At 68.0% G+C, this 22,126-nt stretch carries 23 protein-coding genes, 1 pseudogene and 1 other annotated feature; of the genes and pseudogenes, 7 read left to right on the top strand and 17 right to left on the bottom strand.

Annotation, left to right across the window (positions count from 1 at the left end; all coding sequences use genetic code 11):
• Positions 1 to 7: 7 nt before the first annotated feature.
• Complete coding sequence (locus RTU05_RS00545) at positions 8 to 1,909, top strand: ATP-binding protein (RefSeq protein WP_312594795.1); 1,902 nt, start codon at positions 8 to 10, stop codon at positions 1,907 to 1,909.
• Here RTU05_RS00545 and RTU05_RS00540 read toward each other — a convergent pair.
• Together RTU05_RS00540 and RTU05_RS00535 are read right to left on the bottom strand one after the other, a co-directional pair.
• Positions 1,885 to 2,316: a very short patch repair endonuclease gene (locus RTU05_RS00540; RefSeq protein ID WP_312594793.1), complete on the bottom strand. Its 432-nt coding sequence runs from the start codon at positions 2,314 to 2,316 to the stop codon at positions 1,885 to 1,887. The two genes, RTU05_RS00545 and RTU05_RS00540, sit on opposite strands and share 25 nt — an antisense overlap.
• Positions 2,317 to 2,356: 40 nt before the next feature.
• Positions 2,357 to 2,842: a peroxiredoxin gene (locus RTU05_RS00535; protein WP_312594791.1), complete on the bottom strand. Its 486-nt coding sequence runs from the start codon at positions 2,840 to 2,842 to the stop codon at positions 2,357 to 2,359.
• 147 nt (positions 2,843 to 2,989) lie between these two features.
• Between RTU05_RS00535 and RTU05_RS00530 the strand changes: the two genes are divergently transcribed.
• Entirely contained in the window at positions 2,990 to 3,559 is a 570-nt protein-coding gene (locus RTU05_RS00530) for a YqgE/AlgH family protein (protein ID WP_312594789.1), read from the top strand.
• A gap of 25 nt (positions 3,560 to 3,584) precedes the next feature.
• Here the strand turns inward: RTU05_RS00530 and RTU05_RS00525 are convergent, their stop codons facing one another.
• Both RTU05_RS00525 and RTU05_RS00520 read right to left on the bottom strand, forming a co-directional pair.
• Positions 3,585 to 4,418: an outer membrane beta-barrel protein gene (locus RTU05_RS00525; RefSeq protein WP_312594787.1), complete on the bottom strand. Its 834-nt coding sequence runs from the start codon at positions 4,416 to 4,418 to the stop codon at positions 3,585 to 3,587.
• 135 nt (positions 4,419 to 4,553) lie between these two features.
• Positions 4,554 to 6,254 (bottom strand): protein kinase domain-containing protein, encoded by a 1,701-nt coding sequence (locus RTU05_RS00520; protein ID WP_312594785.1) that lies wholly within the window; start codon positions 6,252 to 6,254, stop codon positions 4,554 to 4,556.
• 127 nt (positions 6,255 to 6,381) lie between these two features.
• On the opposite strand from RTU05_RS00520, the gene RTU05_RS00515 reads away from it, so the two are divergent.
• The gene (locus RTU05_RS00515) at positions 6,382 to 7,488 is read left to right on the top strand and encodes a DUF5694 domain-containing protein (RefSeq protein WP_312594783.1); all 1,107 of its coding nucleotides are present in this window, start codon (positions 6,382 to 6,384) and stop codon (positions 7,486 to 7,488) included.
• A gap of 16 nt (positions 7,489 to 7,504) precedes the next feature.
• On the opposite strand, the gene RTU05_RS00510 is transcribed toward RTU05_RS00515, so the two are convergent.
• From RTU05_RS00510 to RTU05_RS00500, 3 genes are read right to left on the bottom strand one after another with little or no spacing between them, the layout of a single operon-like run.
• A complete protein-coding gene (locus tag RTU05_RS00510; RefSeq protein ID WP_312594782.1) occupies positions 7,505 to 9,172 on the bottom strand; it encodes a bifunctional diguanylate cyclase/phosphodiesterase in 1,668 nt (555 codons plus the stop codon).
• A 31-nt stretch (positions 9,173 to 9,203) separates the two neighbouring features.
• Positions 9,204 to 9,782: a GNAT family protein gene (locus RTU05_RS00505; RefSeq protein WP_312594781.1), complete on the bottom strand. Its 579-nt coding sequence runs from the start codon at positions 9,780 to 9,782 to the stop codon at positions 9,204 to 9,206.
• Between the two features lie 38 nt (positions 9,783 to 9,820).
• Entirely contained in the window at positions 9,821 to 10,375 is a 555-nt protein-coding gene (locus tag RTU05_RS00500) for a TetR/AcrR family transcriptional regulator (protein WP_312594779.1), read from the bottom strand.
• Between the two features lie 101 nt (positions 10,376 to 10,476).
• Between RTU05_RS00500 and RTU05_RS00495 the strand changes: the two genes are divergently transcribed.
• Positions 10,477 to 11,313: a metal-dependent hydrolase gene (locus tag RTU05_RS00495; RefSeq protein ID WP_312594777.1), complete on the top strand. Its 837-nt coding sequence runs from the start codon at positions 10,477 to 10,479 to the stop codon at positions 11,311 to 11,313.
• A gap of 85 nt (positions 11,314 to 11,398) precedes the next feature.
• Positions 11,399 to 11,462, top strand: a sequence feature (sul1 is cis-regulatory element that is thought to sense ions involved in sulfur or methionine metabolism; They are found in Alphaproteobacteria).
• 59 nt (positions 11,463 to 11,521) lie between these two features.
• Positions 11,522 to 13,000 (top strand): SulP family inorganic anion transporter, encoded by a 1,479-nt coding sequence (locus tag RTU05_RS00490; protein ID WP_312594895.1) that lies wholly within the window; start codon positions 11,522 to 11,524, stop codon positions 12,998 to 13,000.
• Positions 13,001 to 13,017: 17 nt separating this feature from the next.
• Here RTU05_RS00490 and RTU05_RS00485 read toward each other — a convergent pair whose 3' ends face one another.
• Positions 13,018 to 13,227, bottom strand: coding sequence for a hypothetical protein (locus tag RTU05_RS00485; RefSeq protein ID WP_312594775.1), 210 nt, complete (start codon positions 13,225 to 13,227; stop codon positions 13,018 to 13,020).
• Between the two features lie 237 nt (positions 13,228 to 13,464).
• Between RTU05_RS00485 and RTU05_RS00480 the strand changes: the two genes are divergently transcribed.
• Positions 13,465 to 13,677: a cold-shock protein gene (locus tag RTU05_RS00480; protein ID WP_248117799.1), complete on the top strand. Its 213-nt coding sequence runs from the start codon at positions 13,465 to 13,467 to the stop codon at positions 13,675 to 13,677.
• Between the two features lie 217 nt (positions 13,678 to 13,894).
• Positions 13,895 to 14,308, top strand: a pseudogene (locus RTU05_RS00475) (MAPEG family protein).
• 15 nt (positions 14,309 to 14,323) lie between these two features.
• On the opposite strand, the gene RTU05_RS00470 reads toward RTU05_RS00475, so the two are convergent.
• The 9 genes from RTU05_RS00470 to ctaD form a co-directional block, all read right to left on the bottom strand.
• Positions 14,324 to 14,878, bottom strand: a complete 555-nt coding sequence (locus RTU05_RS00470; RefSeq protein WP_312594773.1) for an NAD(P)H-dependent oxidoreductase — start codon at positions 14,876 to 14,878, stop codon at positions 14,324 to 14,326.
• A 180-nt stretch (positions 14,879 to 15,058) separates the two neighbouring features.
• Positions 15,059 to 16,273 carry a pitrilysin family protein gene (locus RTU05_RS00465; RefSeq protein ID WP_312594771.1) on the bottom strand — a complete coding sequence of 405 codons (1,215 nt, stop codon included), beginning with the start codon at positions 16,271 to 16,273 and terminating at the stop codon, positions 15,059 to 15,061.
• Positions 16,274 to 16,328: 55 nt separating this feature from the next.
• On the bottom strand, positions 16,329 to 17,081 hold the full coding sequence (locus RTU05_RS00460) for an SURF1 family cytochrome oxidase biogenesis protein (RefSeq protein ID WP_312594769.1): 753 nt from the start codon (positions 17,079 to 17,081) through the stop codon (positions 16,329 to 16,331).
• Positions 17,078 to 17,350: a DUF983 domain-containing protein gene (locus tag RTU05_RS00455; RefSeq protein ID WP_312594767.1), complete on the bottom strand. Its 273-nt coding sequence runs from the start codon at positions 17,348 to 17,350 to the stop codon at positions 17,078 to 17,080. The genes RTU05_RS00460 and RTU05_RS00455 overlap by 4 nt, the downstream gene beginning before the upstream one ends.
• 125 nt (positions 17,351 to 17,475) lie before the next feature.
• On the bottom strand, positions 17,476 to 18,384 hold the full coding sequence (locus tag RTU05_RS00450) for a cytochrome c oxidase subunit 3 (protein WP_312594765.1): 909 nt from the start codon (positions 18,382 to 18,384) through the stop codon (positions 17,476 to 17,478).
• Positions 18,385 to 18,525: 141 nt separating this feature from the next.
• Entirely contained in the window at positions 18,526 to 19,062 is a 537-nt protein-coding gene (locus RTU05_RS00445) for a cytochrome c oxidase assembly protein (RefSeq protein ID WP_312594764.1), read from the bottom strand.
• Positions 19,059 to 19,229 (bottom strand): hypothetical protein, encoded by a 171-nt coding sequence (locus tag RTU05_RS00440; protein WP_312594762.1) that lies wholly within the window; start codon positions 19,227 to 19,229, stop codon positions 19,059 to 19,061. Before RTU05_RS00440 ends, RTU05_RS00445 begins: the two co-directional genes overlap by 4 nt.
• Before the next feature lie 3 nt (positions 19,230 to 19,232).
• Positions 19,233 to 20,210, bottom strand: a complete 978-nt coding sequence (gene cyoE / locus RTU05_RS00435) for a heme o synthase (RefSeq protein ID WP_312594760.1) — start codon at positions 20,208 to 20,210, stop codon at positions 19,233 to 19,235.
• A gap of 152 nt (positions 20,211 to 20,362) precedes the next feature.
• On the bottom strand, positions 20,363 to 22,048 hold the full coding sequence (gene ctaD / locus RTU05_RS00430; RefSeq protein WP_312594758.1) for a cytochrome c oxidase subunit I: 1,686 nt from the start codon (positions 22,046 to 22,048) through the stop codon (positions 20,363 to 20,365).
• Positions 22,049 to 22,126 lie beyond the last annotated feature (78 nt).

Genomic DNA, 22,126 nt, shown 5'->3' with positions numbered 1-22,126 from the left:
GAAATGCATGTCGCACACCACGGGCGCCGATACGGTCAGCGGCTGGGCCTATGCGGTCCGGCAACGCCGTGGCGCGATGATGCAGCGCATCGCCGTGGGCATGGCCAGCAGCCTGGCCGCGACCTCCCTGGTGGGCTGGCCCATCGCCGTTGGCTGGGGCCTGGCCTATATCGCCATCCAGGCTTGGGAAGCCTTCGTCTTTGCGCCTCTGAACCTGCCGATCCCGCGCCCGATGTCCAAGGCGCGCAACATCCTGGGCGGGGCGACCATGTTCGCCAACACGGGCCTGTACGGCGCCCTGTCGATGATGCTGTGGGTGTTCGGCGGGGCGGCGGGCGGCGTATCGGCGGCGATCATGCTGCCGGCCGCCATGGTCTATTCCATGGTCAATGCACCCCGGTCCCTAACCGTTCTGGCCTGCACCACCACGCCGCAGATCCTGTATATGGCGGCCTTCCCCTTCCTGCTGATGGGGCTGGGCGCGCCGCTGGGCGCCGCGATCACGGCGGCGGCGGCGGTGATCATCTTCACCATCTACTGCCTGAACGTCTGGCGCAGCCTGGCCGACCGGCTGAAGCGCGAACAGCACGACCGCCTGCGGGCCGAGGCCCATGTCGAGCGGATGAGCCGCGAACTGAGCGAGCAGCGCGCCTTCCTCGCCGCCATCGGCCATGACCTGCGCACACCCATAGGCGCGATCCTGAGCGGGGCGGCCGAGGTGCGCGGGGCGGACGCCGGATCGCGCCAGAACGCCGAACTGATCACCGACGCCGGCCTGATGATGAAGTCCCTGCTGGACGATCTGCTGGACCATTCGCGCATCGGGGCGGGCCGGATGGCCATCGAGGTCAAGGATTTCGACCTGCGCCAGATGCTGGCCCAGACGCTGCAGCTATGGCGCGCGCCGGCCGAGGCCAAGGGGCTGAAGCTGCGGATCGAGGGGGCGGCGACCATGCCGCGGTCGGTCAAGGGCGACGTGATCCGCATTCGTCAGGTGCTGAACAACCTGTTGTCCAACGCCATGAAGTTCACCGACAGCGGGACCATCACCCTGCGGGTGCAGGGCTGGCTTGAAGAGCCGGCGTCCTACGCCCTGACGTTCGAGATCGCCGACACCGGCCCCGGGATGACGCCGGACCAGATGGAGCGACTGTTCACTCCGTTCGACCAGACGGCCGAGGGGGTCACCGCCCGCCATGGCGGTTCGGGCCTGGGGCTGGCGATCAGCCGCAATCTGGTGGACCTGATGGGCGGACGGTTGACGGTTCGCAGCACGCCGGGCCAGGGATCGCGCTTCACCGTCTCGCTGGTCCTGCCGCGCGGCGAGGCGGCCGAACCGGCGGTCGAGCCCGTCGATCGGAGCCGGTTGGACATCGCCCGGACCTTGCGCCCCGCCGCGCCCGTCCCGGCCCCGCCCGCGGAGACGCCTGAGCCAGCCGCCGCTCCGATCCCCGAACCTGTCGCGGCGACCACGATGGAGGCCCAGGCGGAAGCGCAAGACGAGGCCGACCAGCCCCTGCGGCTGCTGGTGGTGGACGACCACGACATCAATCGCCGGGCGGTGCAGTTGATCCTTCACCCCCTGGGGTGCGAGATCACCACGGCCGCCGACGGGCTGATCGCGCTGGAACGCTGCGAGGAGACGGTCTTCGACGTCATCTTCATGGATGTGCGTATGCCCGAACTGGACGGGCGCGAGACCACCCGCCGCCTGCGGGCCGGCAAAGGCCCCAACGCCCTGACGCCGGTGGTCGCCGTCACCGCCGACACGACGCCCGAGGACGTCGCCGCCTGCCAGGCGGCGGGCATGGCCTATTTCGTATCCAAGCCCCTGACGCCCACGGCCCTGATCGGCGCCCTGCAGCACGTGCTGGAAGAAACCGCTCAGGCCCGGTCCGAGGCCGCCTGACCCGTCACCTCGGCGATCAGGGCCGGGGCGAAGTCGGGTCGCCGCAGGTCGCATTCCCAGACCACGACCACCCGCCAGCCGTCCGCCAACAGCGCCTGCACGGCCGCCCCGTCGCGGGCGCGGTTGCGGGCGATCTTGGCGATCCAGTAGTCGGCGTTGGTCTTGGGCCGACGCGCGCCTCTCGAGCAGTCGTGGCCGTGCCAGAAACAGCCGTGGACGAACAGGGCGATGCGGCGGCCCTTCATCACGACATCCGGCCGACCGGGCAGGCCGCAGCCGCCCAGCCGGTAACCGACGCCGGCCGCGCGCAGAACCTTGCGCACGGCCAGTTCCGGCGAGGTGTCCCGCCCCTTGACGCGACGCATGACGGCGCTGCGCTGCTGGGGACTGAAGACGTCGGTGGTCATGGTCGTCGGGCCGCTGGACGACGCCCCGGCCCGACCTCCATCAGAGCTGGGCGATCAGATGCTCGGCCGAGGACACCTTGAACTCGCCGCCCTGTTCGATGTTCAACTGGGTCACGACGCCGTCCTTGACCAGCATGGAATAGCGCTGCGAGCGCTCGCCCAGGCCGAAGCCCGAACCGTCCAGCACCAGGCCCAGGGCCTTGGTCAGTTCGCCGTTGCCGTCGGCCAGCATGACGATGCTGTCGTCGGTGACGCCCTGGCTCTCGCCCCACGCCTTCATGACGAAGGCGTCGTTGACCGAAAGGCAGGCGACCGTATCGACGCCCTTGCCCTTGATGTCGGACAGGTGGTCCTTGAAGCCCGGCAGGTGGCGGGCCGAGCAGGTCGGGGTGAAGGCGCCGGGCACGGCGAACAGGGCCACGGTCTTGCCGGCGAAGATGTCGGCCGTGCTGACGGGCTTGGGCCCTTCGGACGTGGCCTGGGCCAGGGTCGCGTCGGGGATGCGATCGCCGATCTGGATGGTCATGGAGGTCTCCGCAGACAGGAAGGGAACGAGAAAGGGGCTGACGTCGATGGATGAAAAACGCCGCCTGCGACACATAGAGGCCGCCGGGCCAACCGCAAGCACCCGCGTCTTGCGCCCGCCGCTTTCGCGACGGATGATGGGCGGATCATGAGCCAAGCCTCTCCCCTGACCGGCCGCCTGCTGGTGGCCATGCCCGGCATCGACGATCCCCGGTTCGAACATGCGGTCATCTTGATCTGCGCGCACGGCCCGGACCATGCGATGGGGCTCAGGCTGGATCGACCCGCGCCGGGCGTGGACCTGAAGACCGTGCTGGACAAGCTGGACGCGCCCGCGCCGGAGCAGTCCATCGGTCGTGCGGTGCTGATGGGCGGGCCGGTGGAGCGCGAGCGGGGCTTTGTCCTGCACACCGACGACTGGATGATCGGCGAGGACAGTCTGCCGGTCGGCGACGGCCTGGCGATGACGGGCACGCGCGAGGCGCTGACGGCCATGACCGACGATGTCGCCGGCCCGCGCCGCTCGGCCCTGCTGCTGGGCTATGCCGGCTGGGGCGAAGGGCAGTTGGAGGAGGAGTTGGCCGACAATGTCTGGCTGACCGCCGAGGCGGACCTGGATCTGATCTTCGACGGCGAACACACGTCGAAATGGACGCGCGCCCTGGCCCAGCTGGGCGTGGACGCGGCCATGCTGTCCAGCCAGGGCGGCCGGGCTTGAAGACCCGACCGCCCCGCTTCAGGACTTAGAAGCGGTAGTTCATGCCCACGCGGAACATATGCGTGCCGAACTTGCCGTTGCCGCGCGTGATGTCCGTGCCCGTGGTGTTGGGCGCCAGAACGAACGGGTTGGTCGCCGGCGCCGTGCCCTGGCCCACGCGGACGACGGGGCTGTCCACGTCCAGCGAGGTGTAGAGGTATTCGCCGGTGAAGGTCAGGCCGCGACCCAGGGCGTATTCCACGCCGCCGCCGGCCTGCCAGCCGTCGCCGTCGTCGCCTTCGCTGTTCTGGCTGAAGCTGTTGGCCTGGTTCGAGGTGCGGAACTTGTTGTCGAACTTGCCGTAGGCGTAGCCGCCGGTGCCGTAGATCAGGGCGTTGCCGGCCGCATAGCCGAGACGCAGACGGGCGGCCGCCGTGCTCTCCAGCTCGCGCGTGAAGGTGTAGGAGGCCGGGGTGGTCGAGAAGCCGGTCACCGAATCCTGGGCGTTGTTGACGGTGTATTCGGCCAGGGCGCCGACGACGATATTGCCGAACTGCCAGTCATAGCCGGCGCGCACGCCCGCCTCGACGCCGCTGTTGTCGCCCTTGCAGCCGGTGGACGGGCCGGTGCTGGTGGCGGCGCCCCCGCAGAAGCCTGGGCTGAAGGCGTTGGCTCCGGCCGCCGTATTGACCGGGTCGCCGTAGTTTCCGTCCAGATTGCGGTCGAAGCGCAGGATTTCGTCGCCGTCGTCATTGGTCTGGTTGTAGCCGCCGAAGATGCCGACATAGGGGCCGGACCAGTTCTGAACGGTCGATTGGGCCAGGGCCGGGGTGGAGACGAGGGCCAGCGCCAGGGCGCTGCAGGCGAGGGTCTTGGTCATGGGGAGGATTACGTCGTGAACTGCGGGCGCGAAGTCCCCGCTCGCGGTCGAAAAAGCGAAACCGCGCGGGACGTTCCCGAAAAAGGTGCGCCGCCAAATGTCGCACATCCAATGGCTGCGCCTGGGCGTAGGCGCCTAGCGCGTCGCCATGGAGATCAGAAAGGCCAGCAGCAGGACCAGGCTGACCCCCTGCCAGAACCGCACCGGATCGCGTTCGATCAGCGACAGCTGGCGCGGCGGCGGGGCCGCGACGGCGCTGCCCGTCTCCAGCACATGGATCAGCTCCTCCACATCCTCGAACCGATCATTGGGATCGACCGCCGAGGCGCGCAGGATGGCCGCCTCCAGCCAGGCGGGCATGTCCGGCCGGTGGCGGGTCGGGGGCGCCGGCGCGCGGTCGAACCGGGGGGCGTCGGCCGGATCGACCTCTCCCCAGGGATAGGTTCGGGTGAACAGCCGATACAGGGTCACGCCCAGGGCGAACTGGTCGGTCAGGGCGTTTCCGGCCTCGCCCGCATACATCTCCGGCGCCTTGTAGCCGGCCGTGCCGGGCGCCTCGGCCTCGGCGAACTCCTCGGCCAGCCGCAGGCGCGCCACGCCCAGATCGACCAGTTTCAACCCGCCGTTCGCCTCCAGGATCACATTGTCCGGCTTGATGTCGCGGTGCGTCACCCCCGCCCGGTGCAGGGCCGAGACGGCGCGCGCCAGCGGCAGGGCGACCGCGATCCCCTCGGCGATCGGATAGGGCCCCTCCTCGGCCAGATGCGCGTGCAGGGTCCGGCCGGCGTGGAAGGGCTGGGCGATGTAGAGGCGGCTCTGACGCCCGGCGTCCAGCGTCAGCACCTTGCCGACATGGGGGCTGTCGATGCGCCGGCCGATGAAGGCTTCGCGCAGGAAGGCGGTGCGGGCGCCGCGCTCGGACACCACGGCGGGCTTGGGGAATTTCAGCACCACCACGCCTGCGTCGCCCAGCGTGTCCCGGGCCAGGAACAGCCGCGTATAGCGCCCGTCCGCCACCAACCGCTGCAGCACGAAGCCGTCCACCGTCTGACCCACCTCGGGCGGGGAAGCGATGGCCAACCCTTCCGCCTCGGCCGTGATCGCCTCCCAGTCGGGCGCCCCGGTGCGGACCACGTCGATGACGATGGCGGTGGCGTTGTCGCGTGCGCCCGCCGCCTCGACCTCGGCCAGGATCGCCTTGGCGTCCGCATCGGGCGATCCGCGCCGCGCCAGCAGCCCGGCGATGGCCGCGTCCGTCAGCACCCCATGCACCCCGTCGGTGGTCAGCAGCAGCCGGTCGTGCGGCTCCAGCCGCACCTGGCGCACATCCAGCTTGACGTCCGCCTCGATGCCCACGGCGCGATAGAGCACATGGCTCAGCCCCTGCTGGGCGCGAGTGTGGTCCTCGGTCAGGCGGGTCAGAACCCCGTCGCGAAAATGCCAGGCGCGGCTGTCGCCGACATGCAGGGCCGTGGCCTCGCGCCCGCGCAGCACCAGGGCGGTGAAGGTGGTCGCCGCCCCCTCCATCGCCGGGTCGCTGCGCCCCTTGGCGTGGAGCCAGCGATTGAAACCCCTCAGCGCCTTGATCCCGTTGGCGGCGATGCCGTTCAGCGGGTTCTGGTCCAGATAGCCGTCGATGAAGCTGCGCGTCGTCAGTTCCGCCGCCACCCGTCCGGCCTTGGACCCCGACACCCCGTCGGCGATCACCGCCACAACGCCGTGTTCGCGCTGTTCGGCCGCCGTGCCGATGTGGACGCCGCCGAAATCCTGATTGTCCGCCTTGGGCCCCTGCGCGGTCGCAAAGCCGGCGGCGATCTCCAGTCTGGCGTCGGTCATGGCGGCCACTGTCGGTCAAACTGAGCCGTATGACTAGCTGTCCAAAACTTAACGGGCGCTGCGGTCACGCTTGCGCCAGACTGCCTTCGTCGCCGGGGTTGGCGGCGTCCTTTCAAGGTCAGATCGCATGGCGCGCTTTCATCACCGCATCCTGTCGTCCGTCGTCGCCATCGCCGCGGCGGCTGTCGCCGGCCTGGCCTCGGCCCAGGATTATCGCCCGGACTTTCATCCCGACCAGTTGAAGGGACCGCCCGCCGGAACGCCCAACACGGTGCTGGTTCTGGGCACGGCCCATCTGTCCGGCCTGCCCGAAACCTTCGACTTCGCCCTCTTGGCGCCGCTGATGGACAAGCTGGCCGCCTGGGCGCCCACCGCCATCGCCACCGAGGATTTGTCGGGCCTGCAATGCGACAGCCTGCGCCGCTATCCGCAACGCTACGCCGATACGATCAAGTCCTACTGTTCCGATCCTTCGGCGGCCGGCGCAGCTCTGGGGCTGGACGTGCCCGCCGCCAACGCCGAGGCGGAACGGCTGCTGGCCGACTGGCCGGCGGCGCCCACGGCCGCCCAGCGTCGACATTTGGCGGCGGTCTTTCTGGCGGCGGGCGAGCCCGGCTCGGCCCTGGTGCAATGGCTGCGTCTTCCGACCGGAGAGCGCCATGAGGGCGACGGCCTGAGCGCAGAACTGGCCGCGCAGATGGAACGGATCAGGGTCCGCCGCAACGAGACCGATCAGATTTCCGCCCCCCTGGCCGCGCGCCTGGGTCTGGAGCGGCTGTGGAGCGTCGACGACCACTCCGCGGACACCGCAGACAGCCCCGATCCGGCGGTCAAGAAGGCCTATGCCGACGCCATCATGGGCGCCTGGAAAAATCCTTACAGCCGCGAACGGCGCGCCGAATCCGAACAGTTGCAGGCCAAGCTGGCCGAACCGGGCGGGGTCCTGGCCATGTATCGCGCCTACAACCAACCGCGTCAGTCGCTGCTGATCTATCAGTCCGATTTCGGCGCGGCGCTGATGGAGCCGTCGCCGCAGGGGTTCGGCCGCAACTACGTCGGCTATTGGGAGACGCGGAACCTACGCATGGTCGCCAATATGCGCGATGTCCTGGGTCGCTATCCGGGCACGCGGATGCTGACCATCGTCGGCGCCTCGCACAAACCCTATTACGAAGCCTATCTGAACATGATGCACGACGTGGTCCTGGCCGACCCCGAGGTGGTGCTGCGCTGAAGCGGCCAGGCGTCGATCAGGCCGACCGCTGCTTGATCGGCGCCGATCCGTCGGCCAGGCTTTCGGCCAGATAGACCTCGGCCTCCTGGGCGGGCAGCGCAGGCGCATAGCCGAAGCCCTGGCCGTAGTGGCATTGGGCGTCCAGCAGCAGGCGGGCCAGTTCGGCGTTCTCGACGCCCTCGGCCACGACCTCCAGCGACAGGTCGCGGCCCAGGTTGACCACCGACTTGACGATCTTGGCCGAGCCCTCGTCCTTGTTCATCGTCAGCACAAAATAGCGGTCGATCTTCAGCGTATCGAACGGCAGGCGCGCCAGATAGGACAGGGACGAGAAGCCGGTGCCGAAGTCGTCCAGCGCCAGGGACGCCCCGACATCCTTCAGCGATTGCAGCACCTCGGCGGCGCGCGCGGTGTCGCGCATGATGTCGCCCTCGGTGACTTCCAGCTTCAGCGCGCCCTTGGGCAGGCCGCTTTCCTTGATCACGCGCGCCACGTCCTCGCACAGGTGCGGACGCTCGATCTCGCCGACCGACAGATTGACGCTGCAGAACAGCTTGCCGGCCAGCGGATGGCGCTCGATCCATTCGGCCAGTTGCCGCGCCGACTGGGTCATCATCAGAAGACCCAGTTCGTTCATCATGCCCAGGTCGGCGGTCAGGCCCAGGAACTCGTCCGGCGGCACCAGGCCGCGACGCGGATGCCGCCAGCGGGCCAGGGCCTCGAACCCCGCCACCGCCCCGGTGTTCAGGTTCACGATGGGCTGGAAGAAGGGCACGATCTCGCCGCGCACGAAGGCGTTCCTGAGGTCCGCCTCCAGCGCCAGACGGCTTAAGGAGTCGCTTTCCAGCGCCCGGCCATAGGCGGCCGATCCGCCGCGCCCGGCGCTCTTGGCCGATTCCACCGCCAGTTCGACCCGCCGCAGCAGTTCGGCGGCGTCGGGCGCATCCGGCCCGCCCTCCACCATCACCGCCCCGATGGAGACGGTCGGATAGATGTCGAAGCCGGCGACCCGCAGCGGCTGCTCCAGCGCGTCGCGCATCCGGTAGCTGGTGTGCGAGGCGCTGCGCGGCACGATGATGGCGAACTCGTCCTCGCCGATCCGGGCGGGCGAGGCGTCCTTGGGGAAGGCGGCGGCCAGGCGCGAGCCCAGGGCCGACAGCACCAGATCCGTCCGTTCATGGCCCAGGGCCTCGTTCAGGCGACGCAGGCGGTCGACGTCGCCGACCACCATCTCGTATTCGCCCGCCTGGGTCAGAACCTCGGTGACGCGGGCCAGGAAGGCGCGACGGTCCAAAAGGCCCGTCAACGCATCCTGATCCGAGCCGGCGAACTTGGTCTCCAGCGCGACGACGCCGGCGGCGCGCAGGCCGTCCTCCAGCCAGACGCCGCGCCACAGACAGGTCTCGGACCCCCGCATCCGCAGGCGCACGGCGACCTCGGTCCCCTCTTCCTGGGGTTTCAGCATCCGTTCGGCCAGGCTGCGATCCTGGGGCATGGCCAGGGCGACAAAGCCGGCGGCGGTGCATTCCGGGGCCAGGGGCCCCAGGCCCAGGGCGCGGGTGGCCCCGGTGAAACGCAGTTCGTTCTCGGCCGGGGTCCATATCCACAGGGCCGTGTCGGCGGCGGCCAGCGCCTCGATGGCGGTCGTGGCGTCCCAGGCCAGTGATCGAGATCGTGTCGTCACCCTATCCGCCCTTCCAGACGGCCCGCGGCCGTCAACGCTCGTCCTCGACCAGGCCGAACAGAAGATGGTCTGCCCATGCGCCGTTAATTTTCAAATAAGCCCGCGCCCGGCCCTCGTTGCGAAAGCCGGATTTCTCCAGCACCCGGCGCGAACCGTGATTGGTCGGCAGGCAGGCCGCCTCCAGCCGATGCAGCTTCAGCACGTCGAACGCATAGCCGACCACCGCCCGGACCGCCGCCGTCGCCACGCCCTGGCCGGAATAGGGCTGGCCGATCCAGTAGCCCAGGGTTCCGGTCTCGGCGACGCCGCGCCGCACGTTCGACAGGGTGACGGCGCCGGCCAGCGTCTTTCCTCCGTCGACCAGGACGAAGAAGGGCCAGGCGTGGCCCAGCTCCATCTCGCGCGCATAGATCGACAGCCGCCGCCGGAACGCCGCCTTGGTCAGGTCGTCCTCGGGCCAGGCCGGCTCCCACGGTTGCAGATAGTCGCGCGATCCGTCCCGCAGCGTGGACCAGGCGGCGTAGTCGCCGGCGCGCGGCGGGCGCAGCAGCACGCCGTCCCCGCGCACCACGGGTCCGCCCACATCGCTCATCCAGTCCAGGAGGGCCATCGGCGGGGACTATAGCATCAAGAGCCCTGGCCTGAACCTTACGGTTCGGCCAAAAGCGTCGCCGTCAGTTTCAGCGCCAGATCGCGCCCCAGTCCGTCCGGCGCGCCCAGCATCGGGGTCAGTATGTCGCCGATCAGACCCTCGGCGAAGGCCATATAGGCCGCCGTGACCACCAGGGCCTTGGCCCGTTCCGCCGCGCGCGGATCGTCGGGCGCCATGGCCGCCAGCCGGTCGGCCAGATCGCGCACCACCTGGGCGAAACTTTCGGCCCGCCCCTGTTCGCGCGCCAGCGCCAGCCAGGCCGCCATCTGCGAGGCCCCGCCCTGGCCGAAGGCGTCGAACACCGCCGTCATCAGCCGGTCGGGCTCGACGTCGTCGCGTCCCGCGCCCAGCCCCGCCTCGATCCGGTCGGCCAGGTCGCGCACCATCCGGTCCATCAGGGCGCCCTGAAGCCCCGCCGCCGAGCCGAAGTGGTGGATCAGATTGGCGTGACCCACCCCCATCCGCTCGCCCACGGCCTTCAGCGTCACCGCCGCCGGGCCGCCGGACAGCAGCAGATCGCGCGCCGCGTCCAGCGCCTCTTCACGCGCCACCGCCCCTCGACGGCGTCTTGCCGGACCATTAGTTGACATAGATGTCAGTTAACTCCATATTGGCCTCGAAATCGAGGGGCAGACCCTTAAGGAGCCTTATCATGGCGAAATCCGCCACCCCCGCCGACCTCCAGATCAAGCCGCGAGACCTGCATATCGACCGCGAGGCCGCCACGCCACGCTGGTGGTTCAACGGCGACCCCTTCGGCACGGCGGTGATGAACGCGCTCAGCCTGACCTTCCCCGACGGCGAGCGGTTCTTCATCCAGTCGGTCAAACGCTTCGCCAAGGACGCGCCGCCCAACCTGGCCGCCGACATCCGCGCCTTCACGGTGCAGGAGGGGGCGCACACGCGCGAACACATGGCCTTCAACGCCATCACAGAACGCGCCGGCTATCAGACCGCCGAGATCGAGGCCTATGTCGCCCAGCGGCTGAACATCGCCCGCGCCCGGCCGCCGCTGGCGCAACTTGCCGCGACCATGGCGCTGGAGCATTTCACCGCCGCCTTCGCCCACCGGCTGCTGGCCGACCCCGACCTGCTGAAGGGATCGCCCCACGATCTGGCGCGGCTGTGGCGCTGGCACTCCATCGAGGAGATCGAGCACAAGGGCGTGGCCTATGACGTCTTCCTGCATGCGACGCGCGAGATGTCGCCGCTGCAGCGTTGGCGGCTGCGCCGCTGGGCCATGCTGCTGACGACCCTGCTGTTCACCAAGACGGTGCGCCAGACCAGTCTGATGCTGCTGAAACAGGACGGCATCGTCGGCTTGCGCGCCCGGTTCGGCCTGTTCCGCTGGCTGTGGTTCAAGCCGGGCCTGTATCGCCGGATGATCGGCGACTATTTCGCCTTCTACCGCCCCGACTTCCACCCCTGGCAGGTCGACGACCGCGACCTGATCGCCGAGGCCGAAACGGGCCTGGCCCAGCCGGCGTAAAGCCCTCCAGTCCGGGGCGTCCTTCGGGCGCCCCGGAGCCTGCGCTTGCTTTCCGCACGCGCTTGACGCATCAGGACGTCATCACCTTGGACCCGGCCCTGTTCGCAGGCGACGGGTGGCTATCCCCGCCGCCGATCCGCTGGGAAACCGAACCGCCAGAAACCGCATCGTCGGGCGCGGCTCATCCAGATGAAATCCTGACATGACCCTGATCGCTTCCGCGCGCCAGCAATGGCTCGCCAGTCCGCGCCGCGACCTGCTGGCGGGAACCGTCGTGGCCCTGGCCCTGATCCCCGAGGCCATCGCCTTCTCCCTGATCGCCGGGGTCGATCCGGCGGTGGGCCTGTACGCCAGCGTCGTGATCGCGATCACCATCGCCTTCGTCGGCGGCCGGCCGGCCATGATCTCGGCGGCGACCGGGGCCATGGCGCTGCTGATGGTCACCCTGGTTCGCGACCATGGCGTCGAATATCTGTTCGCCGCCTCCATCCTGTGCGGCGTGTTTCAGATCGTCATCGGCCTGCTGAAGCTGGGCCGCTATATCAAGTTCGTCAGCCGCAGCGTGATGACCGGCTTCGTCAATGCGCTGGCGATCCTGATCTTTTTGGCCCAGATGCCCGAACTGATCGGGGCCGGGCCGATCACCTATGTCTTGGTCGCGGCGGCCCTGGCCATCATCTATGGCGCGCCGCGTTTGACCAAGGCCGTCCCCTCGCCCCTGATCGCCATTGTCGTCATCAGCGCCGTGGTGATGGTGATGAAGCTGGACGTGCGGACGGTCGGCGACATGGGCCAGATGCCCACGGCCCTGCCGGCGTTCCACCTGCCGGCCGTGCCGCTGACGTGGGAGACGCTGACCCTCATCGCGCCGATCTCGGCGACCCTGGCCTTCGTCGGCCTGCTGGAGAGCCTGCTGACCGCCAATCTGATCGACGACGTGACCGACACCGCCTCGGACAAGGATCGCGAGACGCGGGGCCAGGGGATCGCCAACATCCTGTCGCCCCTGTTCGGCGGCATGGCGGGTTGCGCCATGATCGGCCAGTCGATGATCAATGTCGGATCGGGCGCGCGGGGCCGACTGTCGACCCTGTGGGCCGGGCTGTTCCTGCTGTTCCTGATGCTGGCGCTTCAGGACTGGGTGGCGCGCATTCCGATGGCGGCCCTGGTGGCGGTCATGATCATGGTGTCGGTCGGGACGTTCGACTGGAACTCGGTGCTGAAGCTGCGCAACCTGCCGATCCAGTCCTCCATCGTCATGATCGCCACGACGGCGACCGTCGTCGTCACCCACGACCTGTCCAAGGGGGTGATGCTGGGCGTCCTGCTGTCGGCCGTCTTCTTCATGCGAAAGGTCGGCAAGACCTTGGGCGTGACCGAAGTCCAGACATCGGAACCCGGTGTGCTGCGATACCGCGTGTCGGGCCAGTTGTTCTTCGGCTCAGCCGATCTGTTCGCCGCCAGTTTCGAACACCATGGCCGGCCGACGCATGTCGAGATCGACCTGACCGACGCCCATCTGTGGGACCTGACCGGCGTCGCCGCCGTGGACAAGGTGGTGTTCCGCTATCGCCGACAGGGCGCCCAGGTTCAGGTGGTCGGCATGAACGACGCCGCCCGCACCCTGGTCGCGCGGGTGGGGCGGTTCGAGAAGATGCATCTGCCGGCCGACGCCGGCGCGCATTGAGCTTTTAGGGTTGCCCCTCAGGCCGCGTCCGGCGTGGCCTCGATCTCGGCCTTGGGCATCTTGCAGATGCGGTTCAGATCGGCGCGGATCGAACTGCCCTGGAAGTGCGAAATCTCGGCGCCGGAGTAGCCCTCGCCCGACAGCGCCTTCACGACGTCGCCGGTATTGAGACAGTTTTGCGTGCGGGCCAATTGATAGGCGCGCTCCACGACATGGGTGCGATTCATGGAAATGCCTTTCGTTCGCCACATCAACGCCTTGCAAGCTAAACCGTTCCAGGCGCTGGATTTTATCCTCCGACGCGGCGCGCTTGCATTTGTCACGAAGACCTGCGCACATAAGCCTCGTCGATCTCTCTGCGTAACGCCCACTCTCTCTGCGAACGCACGAGTCCAGGCCGCTCCATTCAGACCCGACAGGCCGCAGGGACGTTCCCTCGGTCAACTTCTAACGGAGGTCTACTAATGGCTACCGGCACTGTTAAGTGGTTCAACGCGACCAAGGGCTACGGCTTCATCCAACCCGACGACGGCGGCAAGGACGTCTTCGTGCACATTTCGGCTGTTGAAGCCGCCGGCCTGCGCGGCCTGGACGAAAACCAGAAGGTTTCCTACGAGCTGGAACGCGACAAGCGTTCGGGCAAGGAATCGGCTGGCCAGCTCCAGACCCAAGGCTGATTTCAGCACATCGCTGATACGACGACGGCGGCTCCTCACGGAGCCGCCGTTTTCAATTGACCTATCGCCTGGAGCGGCGCCGTTCGACACGGGCCTGCGCGGCGGTCGAGACTTCGGACACACGTTCCAACGCCAGAACGTCGTTCCGGTTAAGCTTGCGCTTTTCGGACCTGGCCAACCCCGTTAGTATCGGCGTTCTTTGGGGGAGGATGTCGCGATGACGACAATGGTCGCGCCGGTGCTGGCGCTGGTGACATGGTCGCTGATCATCTGGGCGTGGATGTATGTCAAACGCATCCCGGCCATGCAGAAGGCGGGCATCACGCCCCAGGACGCGGCCATGCCGGGCAGTCTGAACGTCCTGCCCGCCCCGGTCCGCCAGGCCGCCGACAACTAAAACCACCTGATGGAGCAGCCGACCATCTTCTATGCCGCAGCCCTGGCCATCCAGGTCGCGGGTCATGGCGACGCCTGGATGGCGGGCCTGGCCTGGGCCTATGTGGCGCTGAGGGTGCTGCACAGCCTGGTTCAGATCAGCATTAACCGGGTGATGGCGCGCTTTTCGCTGTTTGTCCTGGCCACGATGGTTCTGGCCGTCATGGTCGGGCGCGCGCTGATCCTGATCTGGTGAGCCGCCCGCCGCGCATCAGGCGGCGTTCTTATCGATCCAGGCGGCGAAGGCGTCCATGAAGTCCTTCAGGAACTTGCGGGTGTCGTCCTTCTTCAGCTTGCCGTTGTCGTCCAGCAGGTCGGCGACATTGCCGATATAGGCTTCCGGCTGCTGCATCGTCGGCATCCCCAGGAAGACCAGGGGCTGGCGCAGGTGGTGGTTGGCGCCGAAGGCGGCCAGGGCGCCGGGCGAGACGCTGACGATGGCGGCGGGCTTCTTGGCCCAGATGCTGTGGCCATAGGGGCGCGAGCCGACGTCCAGGGCGTTCTTCAGCGCGCCGGGGATGGAGCGATTGTATTCGGGCGTGACGAACAGCACGGCCTGAGCCTTGGCCATTTCCTCGCGGAACCGCGTCCACGCGGGCGGCGGCGCATCGGTCTCCAGATCGGGGTTGTAGAGCGGCAGGTCGCCGATTTCGACCAGATCCAGCTCCAGCGCCGGTGCGGCGAGCGCCTTCAGTTCCAGGCCAATGGCCCGCGAATAGGCGCCTTCGCGCAGACTGCCGACGATCAGGGCGACGCGGACGGACATGGGGTTCTCCGAGGCTGAGCCCCAGCCGCTCGCTGAAGCGTCAGCTTAACCGCCACCTCCCGCCTGGAGTTCCGCCAAAGCCAATCCACATTCAGTCGACCGATATCTCAGATCGTCATTCCGGGGCTGAGCGGAGCGAAGGACCCGCAATGGCGGTTCAGGGCTGAATGTCGATTGAATCTAGAGACTGAACAGGGCCGTCGCAAAGGCCTCGCCCGCCGCCGACGCCGATCTCGGCCCCAGCACGGCGCTGGCCGCCTTGCCGCTGCACAACAGCCTTGCGCCGACCGCGCGCACATCCGCGATAGTCTGGGCCTCCAGCGTCTCGGTCATCGACAGGCTGGACAGCGGCGCGCCGAAGATCAGGGTCTGGGCGGCGTTGCGCCCCGCCCGACTCATCGGGTTTTCGTCCGACATCCACAGCCCGGCCTTCATCACCGCCTTGGCGCGCGACAGCTCCTTGTCGGTCGGGCCGTGCTCGGCCAGCGCCCGCACCTCGGCCGCCGAAACCTCGGCCAGCTCCCTGGCGCGATCCGCCGCCGCCCCGGCGTAGACGCCCAGCACACCCGCGTCCTCGTAGGGCTCCTGATAGGCGTCGATGGCGTAGGCCAGGCCCCGCTCCTCGCGCGCGCTCTGGAACAGGCGCGAGGCCATGCCGCCGCCCAGGATTTCGCCGAACAGCCGCATGGCCGACAGGGCCGGATCGGTCGCCGACAGGCCCGGAAGCTGGAACACCAGATTGGCCTGTTCGATCTTGCGCGTCAGCTTGGCGTGGCCGCCGACGAAGACGGCCGGGGCCGGGGCGGCGGTCGGCGTGGCGACCGCATCGCCGAACCAGCGCTCGGCCAGGGCCAGCAGTTCGGTCTCGTCCACGGCGCCGGACACGGACACCACCATCCGTTCGGGCGAATACAGCCGCGCGCGCCAAGCCTCGACCGTGGCCTTGTCGGCGGGCTTCAGGCTGGCGACCGAGCCCAGAATGGGCCGGCCAAGCGGCTGTCTGGCGAAGGCGCGGGTCTGGACCATTTCGAACACATGGTCGTCGGGCGTGTCGAACGCCTCGGCGATCTCCTGGGCCACCACGTCCTTTTCCCGCTCGATCTCGGCGGGATCGAGCGTGGGGCGCAACACCAGGTCCGACAGCACCTGCATGGCCAGCGGCAGCGAGCCCTCCAGGCCGCGCACCTCGAAACTGGTCCGCTCGTAGCCGGTGGAGGCGTTGATCGTGCCGCCCTCGGCCTCGATCCGTTCGACGATCTCGCGCGCGGCCATGTCGCCGGCGCCCTTGAACACCAGATGCTCCAGCAGATGCGACCAGCCGGAGCGGTCTTCCGACTCCCAGCGCGCCCCGCCCTTGACGGTGACGACGACGGCCAGGGTCTTCAGCCCCGGCATGGGGTCGCAGACGACGCGGACGCCGTTGGACAGGGTATGGAGAGCAGTCAGGACCTTAGTCTTTCCTATCGCCGCGCACACGACGCGCGGCTGCTTGAGGGCCGTCTTTCTTCATTCGACGGCGAAGCAGGGCCACATAGAAGCCCGCCAGGGCGATCGCCAGTCCGAACCACGTCAGGGCGTATCCGAAATGGTTGTTGGAAAAGGCGGCCGGGGGCGCGGAGGGTCTCAGCGCCGGAAACTCGGGATTGACGGCGGTGACGGCGAACACGGCCTCGGGCCGCACCGGCCCCGTGACGTTCAGCGCCCTGGCCATCGCCGCGGTGTCGCGGGCGTAGAAGCGGCCGTCGCGGGGCGCCGGGCTCATGGCGCCGGGCTTGTCGAAGGTGCGGAACTCGCCCACCATCACCAGCGGCAGGGTCGTCTCCACCACGCGCGGCCGGGCCGTCACGCCGTCGCCGAGGAAGCCCCGGTCGATCAGAACGGTGAAGTCATGCCCCGACGGCCGACAGGCCGAGATCAGCCGCACCCCGGCCTCGCCGTCATGGATCGACTGAAGCTCCACGAAGGGCGCGCTGGCCAGGCCCGGACAGACGATCAGGGCCTTGCGGAACTCCAGGTCGCCCCCATTCCTTGTCTCGGCCAGCACCTGGTCCAGCGGCGCGGGCGGTTTCGACGCCGCCGCATCGGCCGCCGCGATCAGTCCTTCCTTCCACTTCAGGCGCTGGACCTGCCACACGCCCAGGCCGACCAGCAGCACGATGGCCGCCGCCGTCAGCACGGTCAGAATCCAGGGGAAACGCTTCATCGCTGATTCCTGTACTGCAGGCCGATCATCAGCCCCCGCCCCGGCCGCATCAGCGCCAGCGACAGGCCCGCCACCATCGGCAGCCAGACGATCAGATGCAGCCACATGGGCGGATGGAACCTGATCTCCACGAACAGGGCCGAGAAGACCACCAGGAAGCCGGCGATCTGCATGATGAAGGTCGCCGGGCCGTCGCCGGTCTGGATGGTGGAGAAATCCAGACCGCAGACTTCGCAGGCCGGCTGAACCTTCAGGAAACCGTCGAACAACCGCCCCCGGCCGCAGCGCGGGCAGCGCCCCTTCAACCCCGCGCGAACCGGGTGATCGCAAACGACGACGGCGCGGGACGATCCCTCGTCCCGCGCCGTTTCGACAGTCTCAGGCCCGTCTTGGATCAACCGAAGACGACATAGACGAAGGCGAACAGGAACAGCCAGACCACGTCCACGAAGTGCCAGTACCAGGCCGCCGCCTCGAAGCCGAAATGCTTCTGCGGGGTGAAGTCGCCCTTCAGCAGGCGGATCAGACAGACCGCCAGGAAGATGGTGCCGATCAGGACGTGGAAGCCGTGGAAGCCCGTGGCCATGAAGAAGATCGAACCATACAGGCCCGAGTTGACCGCCTCTTCGTTGAAGAACAGCTTCTCGTGCAGGATGTGGTGATATTCATAGGCCTGGACGCAGGTGAACAGCACGCCCAGCGCCACGGTGATGCCCAGGGCGATCTTGGCGCCCTTGCGGTCCCCGACCTGGATGGCGTGGTGCGCCCAGGTGACGGTGCAGCCGCTGAGCAGCAGGGTCACGGTGTTCAACAGCGGCAGTTGCCACGGCGACAGCACCTCCACGCCCTTCGGCGGCCAGGTCGACCAGGCCTTGGCGGTGTCGGCCCAGGTGCCCACTTCCGGCGTCAGCGCCCGCGATTCGTGGAACAGGGCCATGTCGAAGAACATCCAGAAGAAGGCGACGAAGAACATCACCTCCGACGCGATGAACAGGATCATGCCGTAGCGCAGGCCGATGGAGACGACCGGCGTATGGTCGCCCGCCTTGGACTCCTTGATGACGTCCGACCACCAGCAGAAGGCCGAGATCAGCACCCCGGCCAGACCGGCGAAGAAGATTCCGGGCTTGCCCTGGGCCAGGAAGTTGGCGGCGATCGGGCCGCCGTCGGCCGGCGCCAGACCCTTCATCCAGATCACCGCGCCGATGAACATGATGGTGGCGCCGATGGACGACACCAGCGGCCACGGGCTGGGCGGAACCAGGTGATAGTCGTGCTGCGGAGCGGCGTGCGCGTCGGCCATGCGGTCTCTTCCCCTCAAATCCATCCTCGGCCGGGCCTTTTGTCGGGCCTCGATCCTGCGATGAAGTCGTCTTTTCTTCCGACATAACGGCGTCGAGCGCAACAGGCCAGACGCCGCGTCGGCCCTAATCAAGCCCCGCCGTCAGGCCGCCGGCGCATCCACCGACGGATAGAAGGTGTAGCTGAGGGTGATCTCGCGCGCGCCCCGCGCCTCGCGGTCGGTGGCCAGTTCGGGGGCGATGAAATACTGCACCGGGAACTGGCGCGTCTCTCCGGCATTCAGCGTCTGATCGGTGAAGCAGAAACACTGCAGCTTCTGGAAATACGGCCCCGTATACTCCGGCACGACATTGTAGCCGGCCCGCACCTGGATCGGGCGGTCCGAGGTGTTGGTCACGTCAAAATAGGCCAGGCCCGTCTCGCCGATCCGCACGCGCTGGGTCGCCTGTTCGGATTTGAACGTCATGGGCAGGCCACGGACATTGGTGTCGAACCGCACCAGGACCGTCTGGTCAAGCACCTGATCGGGCGCCTTTTCCGCCCGCCGCACCGTGCCGTCGAAGCCGGTGACCTGACAGAACATCCGATACAGCGGCACCGCCGCGAAGGCCGCGCCCGTCATCCCCATCACGCCCAGCACGCAGACGATGGCGATCAGGTTCTTGCGGTCGCTCCTCACGGCTGGGACGTCGCGACGGCGCGCTCCAGCTCACGCTCCGCCGCCTGGTTCTGCTGCAGGCGCAGGACGGTGGTGGCGAAGACCAGGACGATGAAGGCGACCAGGGCGCTGGCGATCCAGACGTTGCGACGCTTGCGCGCGCGCAGCTCTTCGGGGGTCAGACGCATGGCTTACGCTCCCAGGCCGGCCAGGGCCTCGACCAACAGAGCCGAGAACAGGGCCATCAGATACAGGATGGAAAAGGCGAACAGGTCCCGCGCCGGTTTGGCCTGGGCCTTGACGTCATACAATGCGGCCTCGCGTCCCACGGTGTCGGCCTTGTCCGGCTCGTCGCCCGCGCGTGAGCGGAACAGCCGCCAGGCCAGACCCAGAAAGCCCAGGCCGCCGACGACCGACACGACCAGATAGATCAGCCCCCCCAGGCCGACCAGGGCCGGGGCGATGGCGGTCGGCACGAAGACCAGGCTGTAGATCAGGATCTGCAGCCGGGTGGACCGGGCGCCGCGCGCCACCGGCATCATCGGAATGCCCGCCTTGGCGTAGTCGCCGGCCGAGTACAGCGCCAGGGCCCAGCTGTGCGGCGGGGTCCACAGGAAGATGATGGCGAACAGCAGCCACGCCTGCCACGGCGCCTGGCCCGTCGCCGCCGCCCAGCCGATCACCGGCGGAAAGGCGCCCGCCGCCCCGCCGATGACGATGTTCTGGGGCGTCCGGCGCTTCAGCAGCAGGGTGTAGAAGCCGGCGTAATAGACGATGGTCAGGGCCAGCAGCCCCGCCGCCAGCCAGTTGGCGTTCATGCCCAACAGCATGACCGAGAACAGGCTCAGGATCACGCCGAACGCCATGGCGTCGTTCTTCCTGACCCGCCCCGCCGCCACCGGGCGGCCGCGCGTGCGGCGCATCAGGGCGTCGGTCTCGCCTTCCAGCGCCATGTTCAGCGCCCCGGCGGCGCCCGCGCCCACGGCGATGCACAGGATGGCGATGGCGGCGACCAGCGGATTGACCGACCCCGGCGCGACGATCAGCCCGGTCGCGGCGGTGAACACCACCAGCGACATCACGCGCGGCTTCAACAGCTGGAAGAAGTCTTCCGGCTGGGCGGTCGAGAGGGCGGGGGGGGTGAGGTCAGTCGGGGTCACGATGGTCATCTTCTACACCGTCACCCTGGGGCTTGTCCCGAGGGTCCACGTCTCCACGATACGAAAAGGGCCTCGAACATTCCGCCCGAGGCCCTTCGCAGTCTTTCAGGTCCGCTTCCGCCGTGAGCCCTCGGGCCAAGCCCGAGGGTGACGCAAGAGGTTTAGTGCTCGTCGCCCTTGACCACAGGCAGTTCGTTGAACTGGTGCGTCGGCGGCGGAGAGGACAGGGTCCACTCCAGGGTCGTGGCGCCCTCGCCCCACGGATTGGCCACGCCGGGCCGGCGACGGATCGCCGCCTCGGCCAGCATGATCAGGAACACCACCACGCCGACCGCCGTGATCGCATAGCCGATCGACGAGACGTGGTTCCACAGGGTGAAGGCGTCGGGATAGTCGATGTAGCGGCGCGGCATCCCCTGCAGACCCAGGAAGTGCTGCGGGAAGAAGACCAGGTTCACGCCCACGAACATGATCCAGAAGTGCAGCGCGCCCAGAAACTCGTTGTACTTCACCCCGAACATCTTCTCGAACCAGTAGTAGAAGCCCGCGAAGATGGCGAAGACGGCGCCCAGCGACAGCACATAGTGGAAGTGGGCCACCACGTAATAGGTGTCGTGCAGGCTGTAATCGATGCCGGCGTTCGACAGGACCACGCCGGTCACGCCGCCGACGGTGAACAGGAAGATGAAGCCGATCGCCCACAGCATGGGCGTCTTGAAGCTGATGGAGCCGCCCCACATGGTGGCGATCCAGCTGAAGATCTTCACGCCCGTCGGCACCGCGATGATCATGGTGGCGGCGATGAAATAGGCGCGCAGATTGATGCTCATGCCGACCGTGTACATGTGGTGCGCCCACACGATGAAGCCGACGAAGCCGATGGCCACCATGGCGTAGGCCATGGCCAGATAGCCGAACACGGGCTTGCGGCTGAAGGTCGAGACGATGTGGCTGATGATGCCGAAGCCCGGCAGGATCAGGATGTACACTTCCGGGTGACCGAAGAACCAGAACAGGTGCTGGTACATGATCGGATCGCCGCCGCCGGCGGGATCGAAGAAGTGGGTGTGGAAGTTGCGGTCCGTCAGCAGCATGGTGATGGCGCCGGCCAGCACGGGCAGCGACAGCAGCAGCAGGAAGGCGGTGATCAGCACCGACCAGGCGAACAGCGGCATCCGGTGCAGGGTCATGCCCGGGGCGCGCATGTTCAGGATGGTGGTGATGAAGTTGATCGCGCCCAGGATCGAGCTGGCGCCCGCGACGTGCAGGGCGAAGATGGCCAGGTCGAAGGCGGGGCCGACGTGGCCCGAGGTCGACAGCGGGGGATAGGCCGTCCAGCCGCCGCCGAAGCCCTTGCCCGGCCCGCCGTCGACGAACATCGACAGGATCAGCAGGCACCAGGCGGCGACCAGCAGCCAGAAGGAGATGTTGTTCATGCGCGGGAAGGCCATGTCCGGCGCCCCGATCATGATGGGCACGAACCAGTTGCCGAAACCGCCGATCATCGCCGGCATGACCATGAAGAAGATCATGATCAGGGCGTGGGCCGTGACCACGGCGTTGTAGCCGTGCTTGGACTGCTCCACGAGACCCAGGAGCTGGATCGACGAGCCTTCCTTGAAGATCTGGATGCCCGGCTCGGCCAGTTCCCAGCGGATCAGACCCGACAGGGCGCCGCCCACGATGCCCGCCATGATGGCGAACATCAGATAGAGCGTGCCGATGTCCTTGTGATTGGTCGACAGGAACCAGCGGGTGAAGAAGCCCACCTTGTGGTCGTCGTGATGATGGTGGTCGTGGGCGTGACCGATGGGGGTCGCGTCACGGGTTACGGTAGCGTCAGCCATATGTCTTTTCGCCTCTTACTGGGCGGCCGGCGCGGCGGGCGCCGCGGCGGGAACGGGTTGAGCGCCGGGAGCGACGGC

Source organism: Brevundimonas sp. (genome assembly GCF_032017145.1).
GTDB lineage: Bacteria > Pseudomonadota > Alphaproteobacteria > Caulobacterales > Caulobacteraceae > Brevundimonas.
This window is presented reverse-complemented; position numbering and strand designations above follow the sequence as displayed.

Excerpts from the sequence above, each read along its gene's own strand:
- RTU05_RS00545 (WP_312594795.1), top strand. The coding sequence starts at position 8 with ATGTCGCACACCACGGGCGCCGATACGGTCAGCGGCTGGGCCTATGCG.
- RTU05_RS00540 (WP_312594793.1), bottom strand. The coding sequence starts at position 2,316 with ATGACCACCGACGTCTTCAGTCCCCAGCAGCGCAGCGCCGTCATGCGT.
- RTU05_RS00535 (WP_312594791.1), bottom strand. The coding sequence starts at position 2,842 with ATGACCATCCAGATCGGCGATCGCATCCCCGACGCGACCCTGGCCCAG.
- RTU05_RS00530 (WP_312594789.1), top strand. The coding sequence starts at position 2,990 with ATGAGCCAAGCCTCTCCCCTGACCGGCCGCCTGCTGGTGGCCATGCCC.
- RTU05_RS00525 (WP_312594787.1), bottom strand. The coding sequence starts at position 4,418 with ATGACCAAGACCCTCGCCTGCAGCGCCCTGGCGCTGGCCCTCGTCTCC.
- RTU05_RS00520 (WP_312594785.1), bottom strand. The coding sequence starts at position 6,254 with ATGACCGACGCCAGACTGGAGATCGCCGCCGGCTTTGCGACCGCGCAG.
- RTU05_RS00515 (WP_312594783.1), top strand. The coding sequence starts at position 6,382 with ATGGCGCGCTTTCATCACCGCATCCTGTCGTCCGTCGTCGCCATCGCC.
- RTU05_RS00505 (WP_312594781.1), bottom strand. The coding sequence starts at position 9,782 with ATGGCCCTCCTGGACTGGATGAGCGATGTGGGCGGACCCGTGGTGCGC.
- RTU05_RS00495 (WP_312594777.1), top strand. The coding sequence starts at position 10,477 with ATGGCGAAATCCGCCACCCCCGCCGACCTCCAGATCAAGCCGCGAGAC.
- RTU05_RS00485 (WP_312594775.1), bottom strand. The coding sequence starts at position 13,227 with ATGAATCGCACCCATGTCGTGGAGCGCGCCTATCAATTGGCCCGCACG.
- RTU05_RS00480 (WP_248117799.1), top strand. The coding sequence starts at position 13,465 with ATGGCTACCGGCACTGTTAAGTGGTTCAACGCGACCAAGGGCTACGGC.
- RTU05_RS00470 (WP_312594773.1), bottom strand. The coding sequence starts at position 14,878 with ATGTCCGTCCGCGTCGCCCTGATCGTCGGCAGTCTGCGCGAAGGCGCC.
- RTU05_RS00465 (WP_312594771.1), bottom strand. The coding sequence starts at position 16,273 with ATGCCGGGGCTGAAGACCCTGGCCGTCGTCGTCACCGTCAAGGGCGGG.
- RTU05_RS00460 (WP_312594769.1), bottom strand. The coding sequence starts at position 17,081 with ATGAAGCGTTTCCCCTGGATTCTGACCGTGCTGACGGCGGCGGCCATC.
- RTU05_RS00450 (WP_312594765.1), bottom strand. The coding sequence starts at position 18,384 with ATGGCCGACGCGCACGCCGCTCCGCAGCACGACTATCACCTGGTTCCG.
- RTU05_RS00440 (WP_312594762.1), bottom strand. The coding sequence starts at position 19,229 with ATGCGTCTGACCCCCGAAGAGCTGCGCGCGCGCAAGCGTCGCAACGTC.
- cyoE (WP_312594760.1), bottom strand. The coding sequence starts at position 20,210 with ATGACCATCGTGACCCCGACTGACCTCACCCCCCCCGCCCTCTCGACC.
- ctaD (WP_312594758.1), bottom strand. The coding sequence starts at position 22,048 with ATGGCTGACGCTACCGTAACCCGTGACGCGACCCCCATCGGTCACGCC.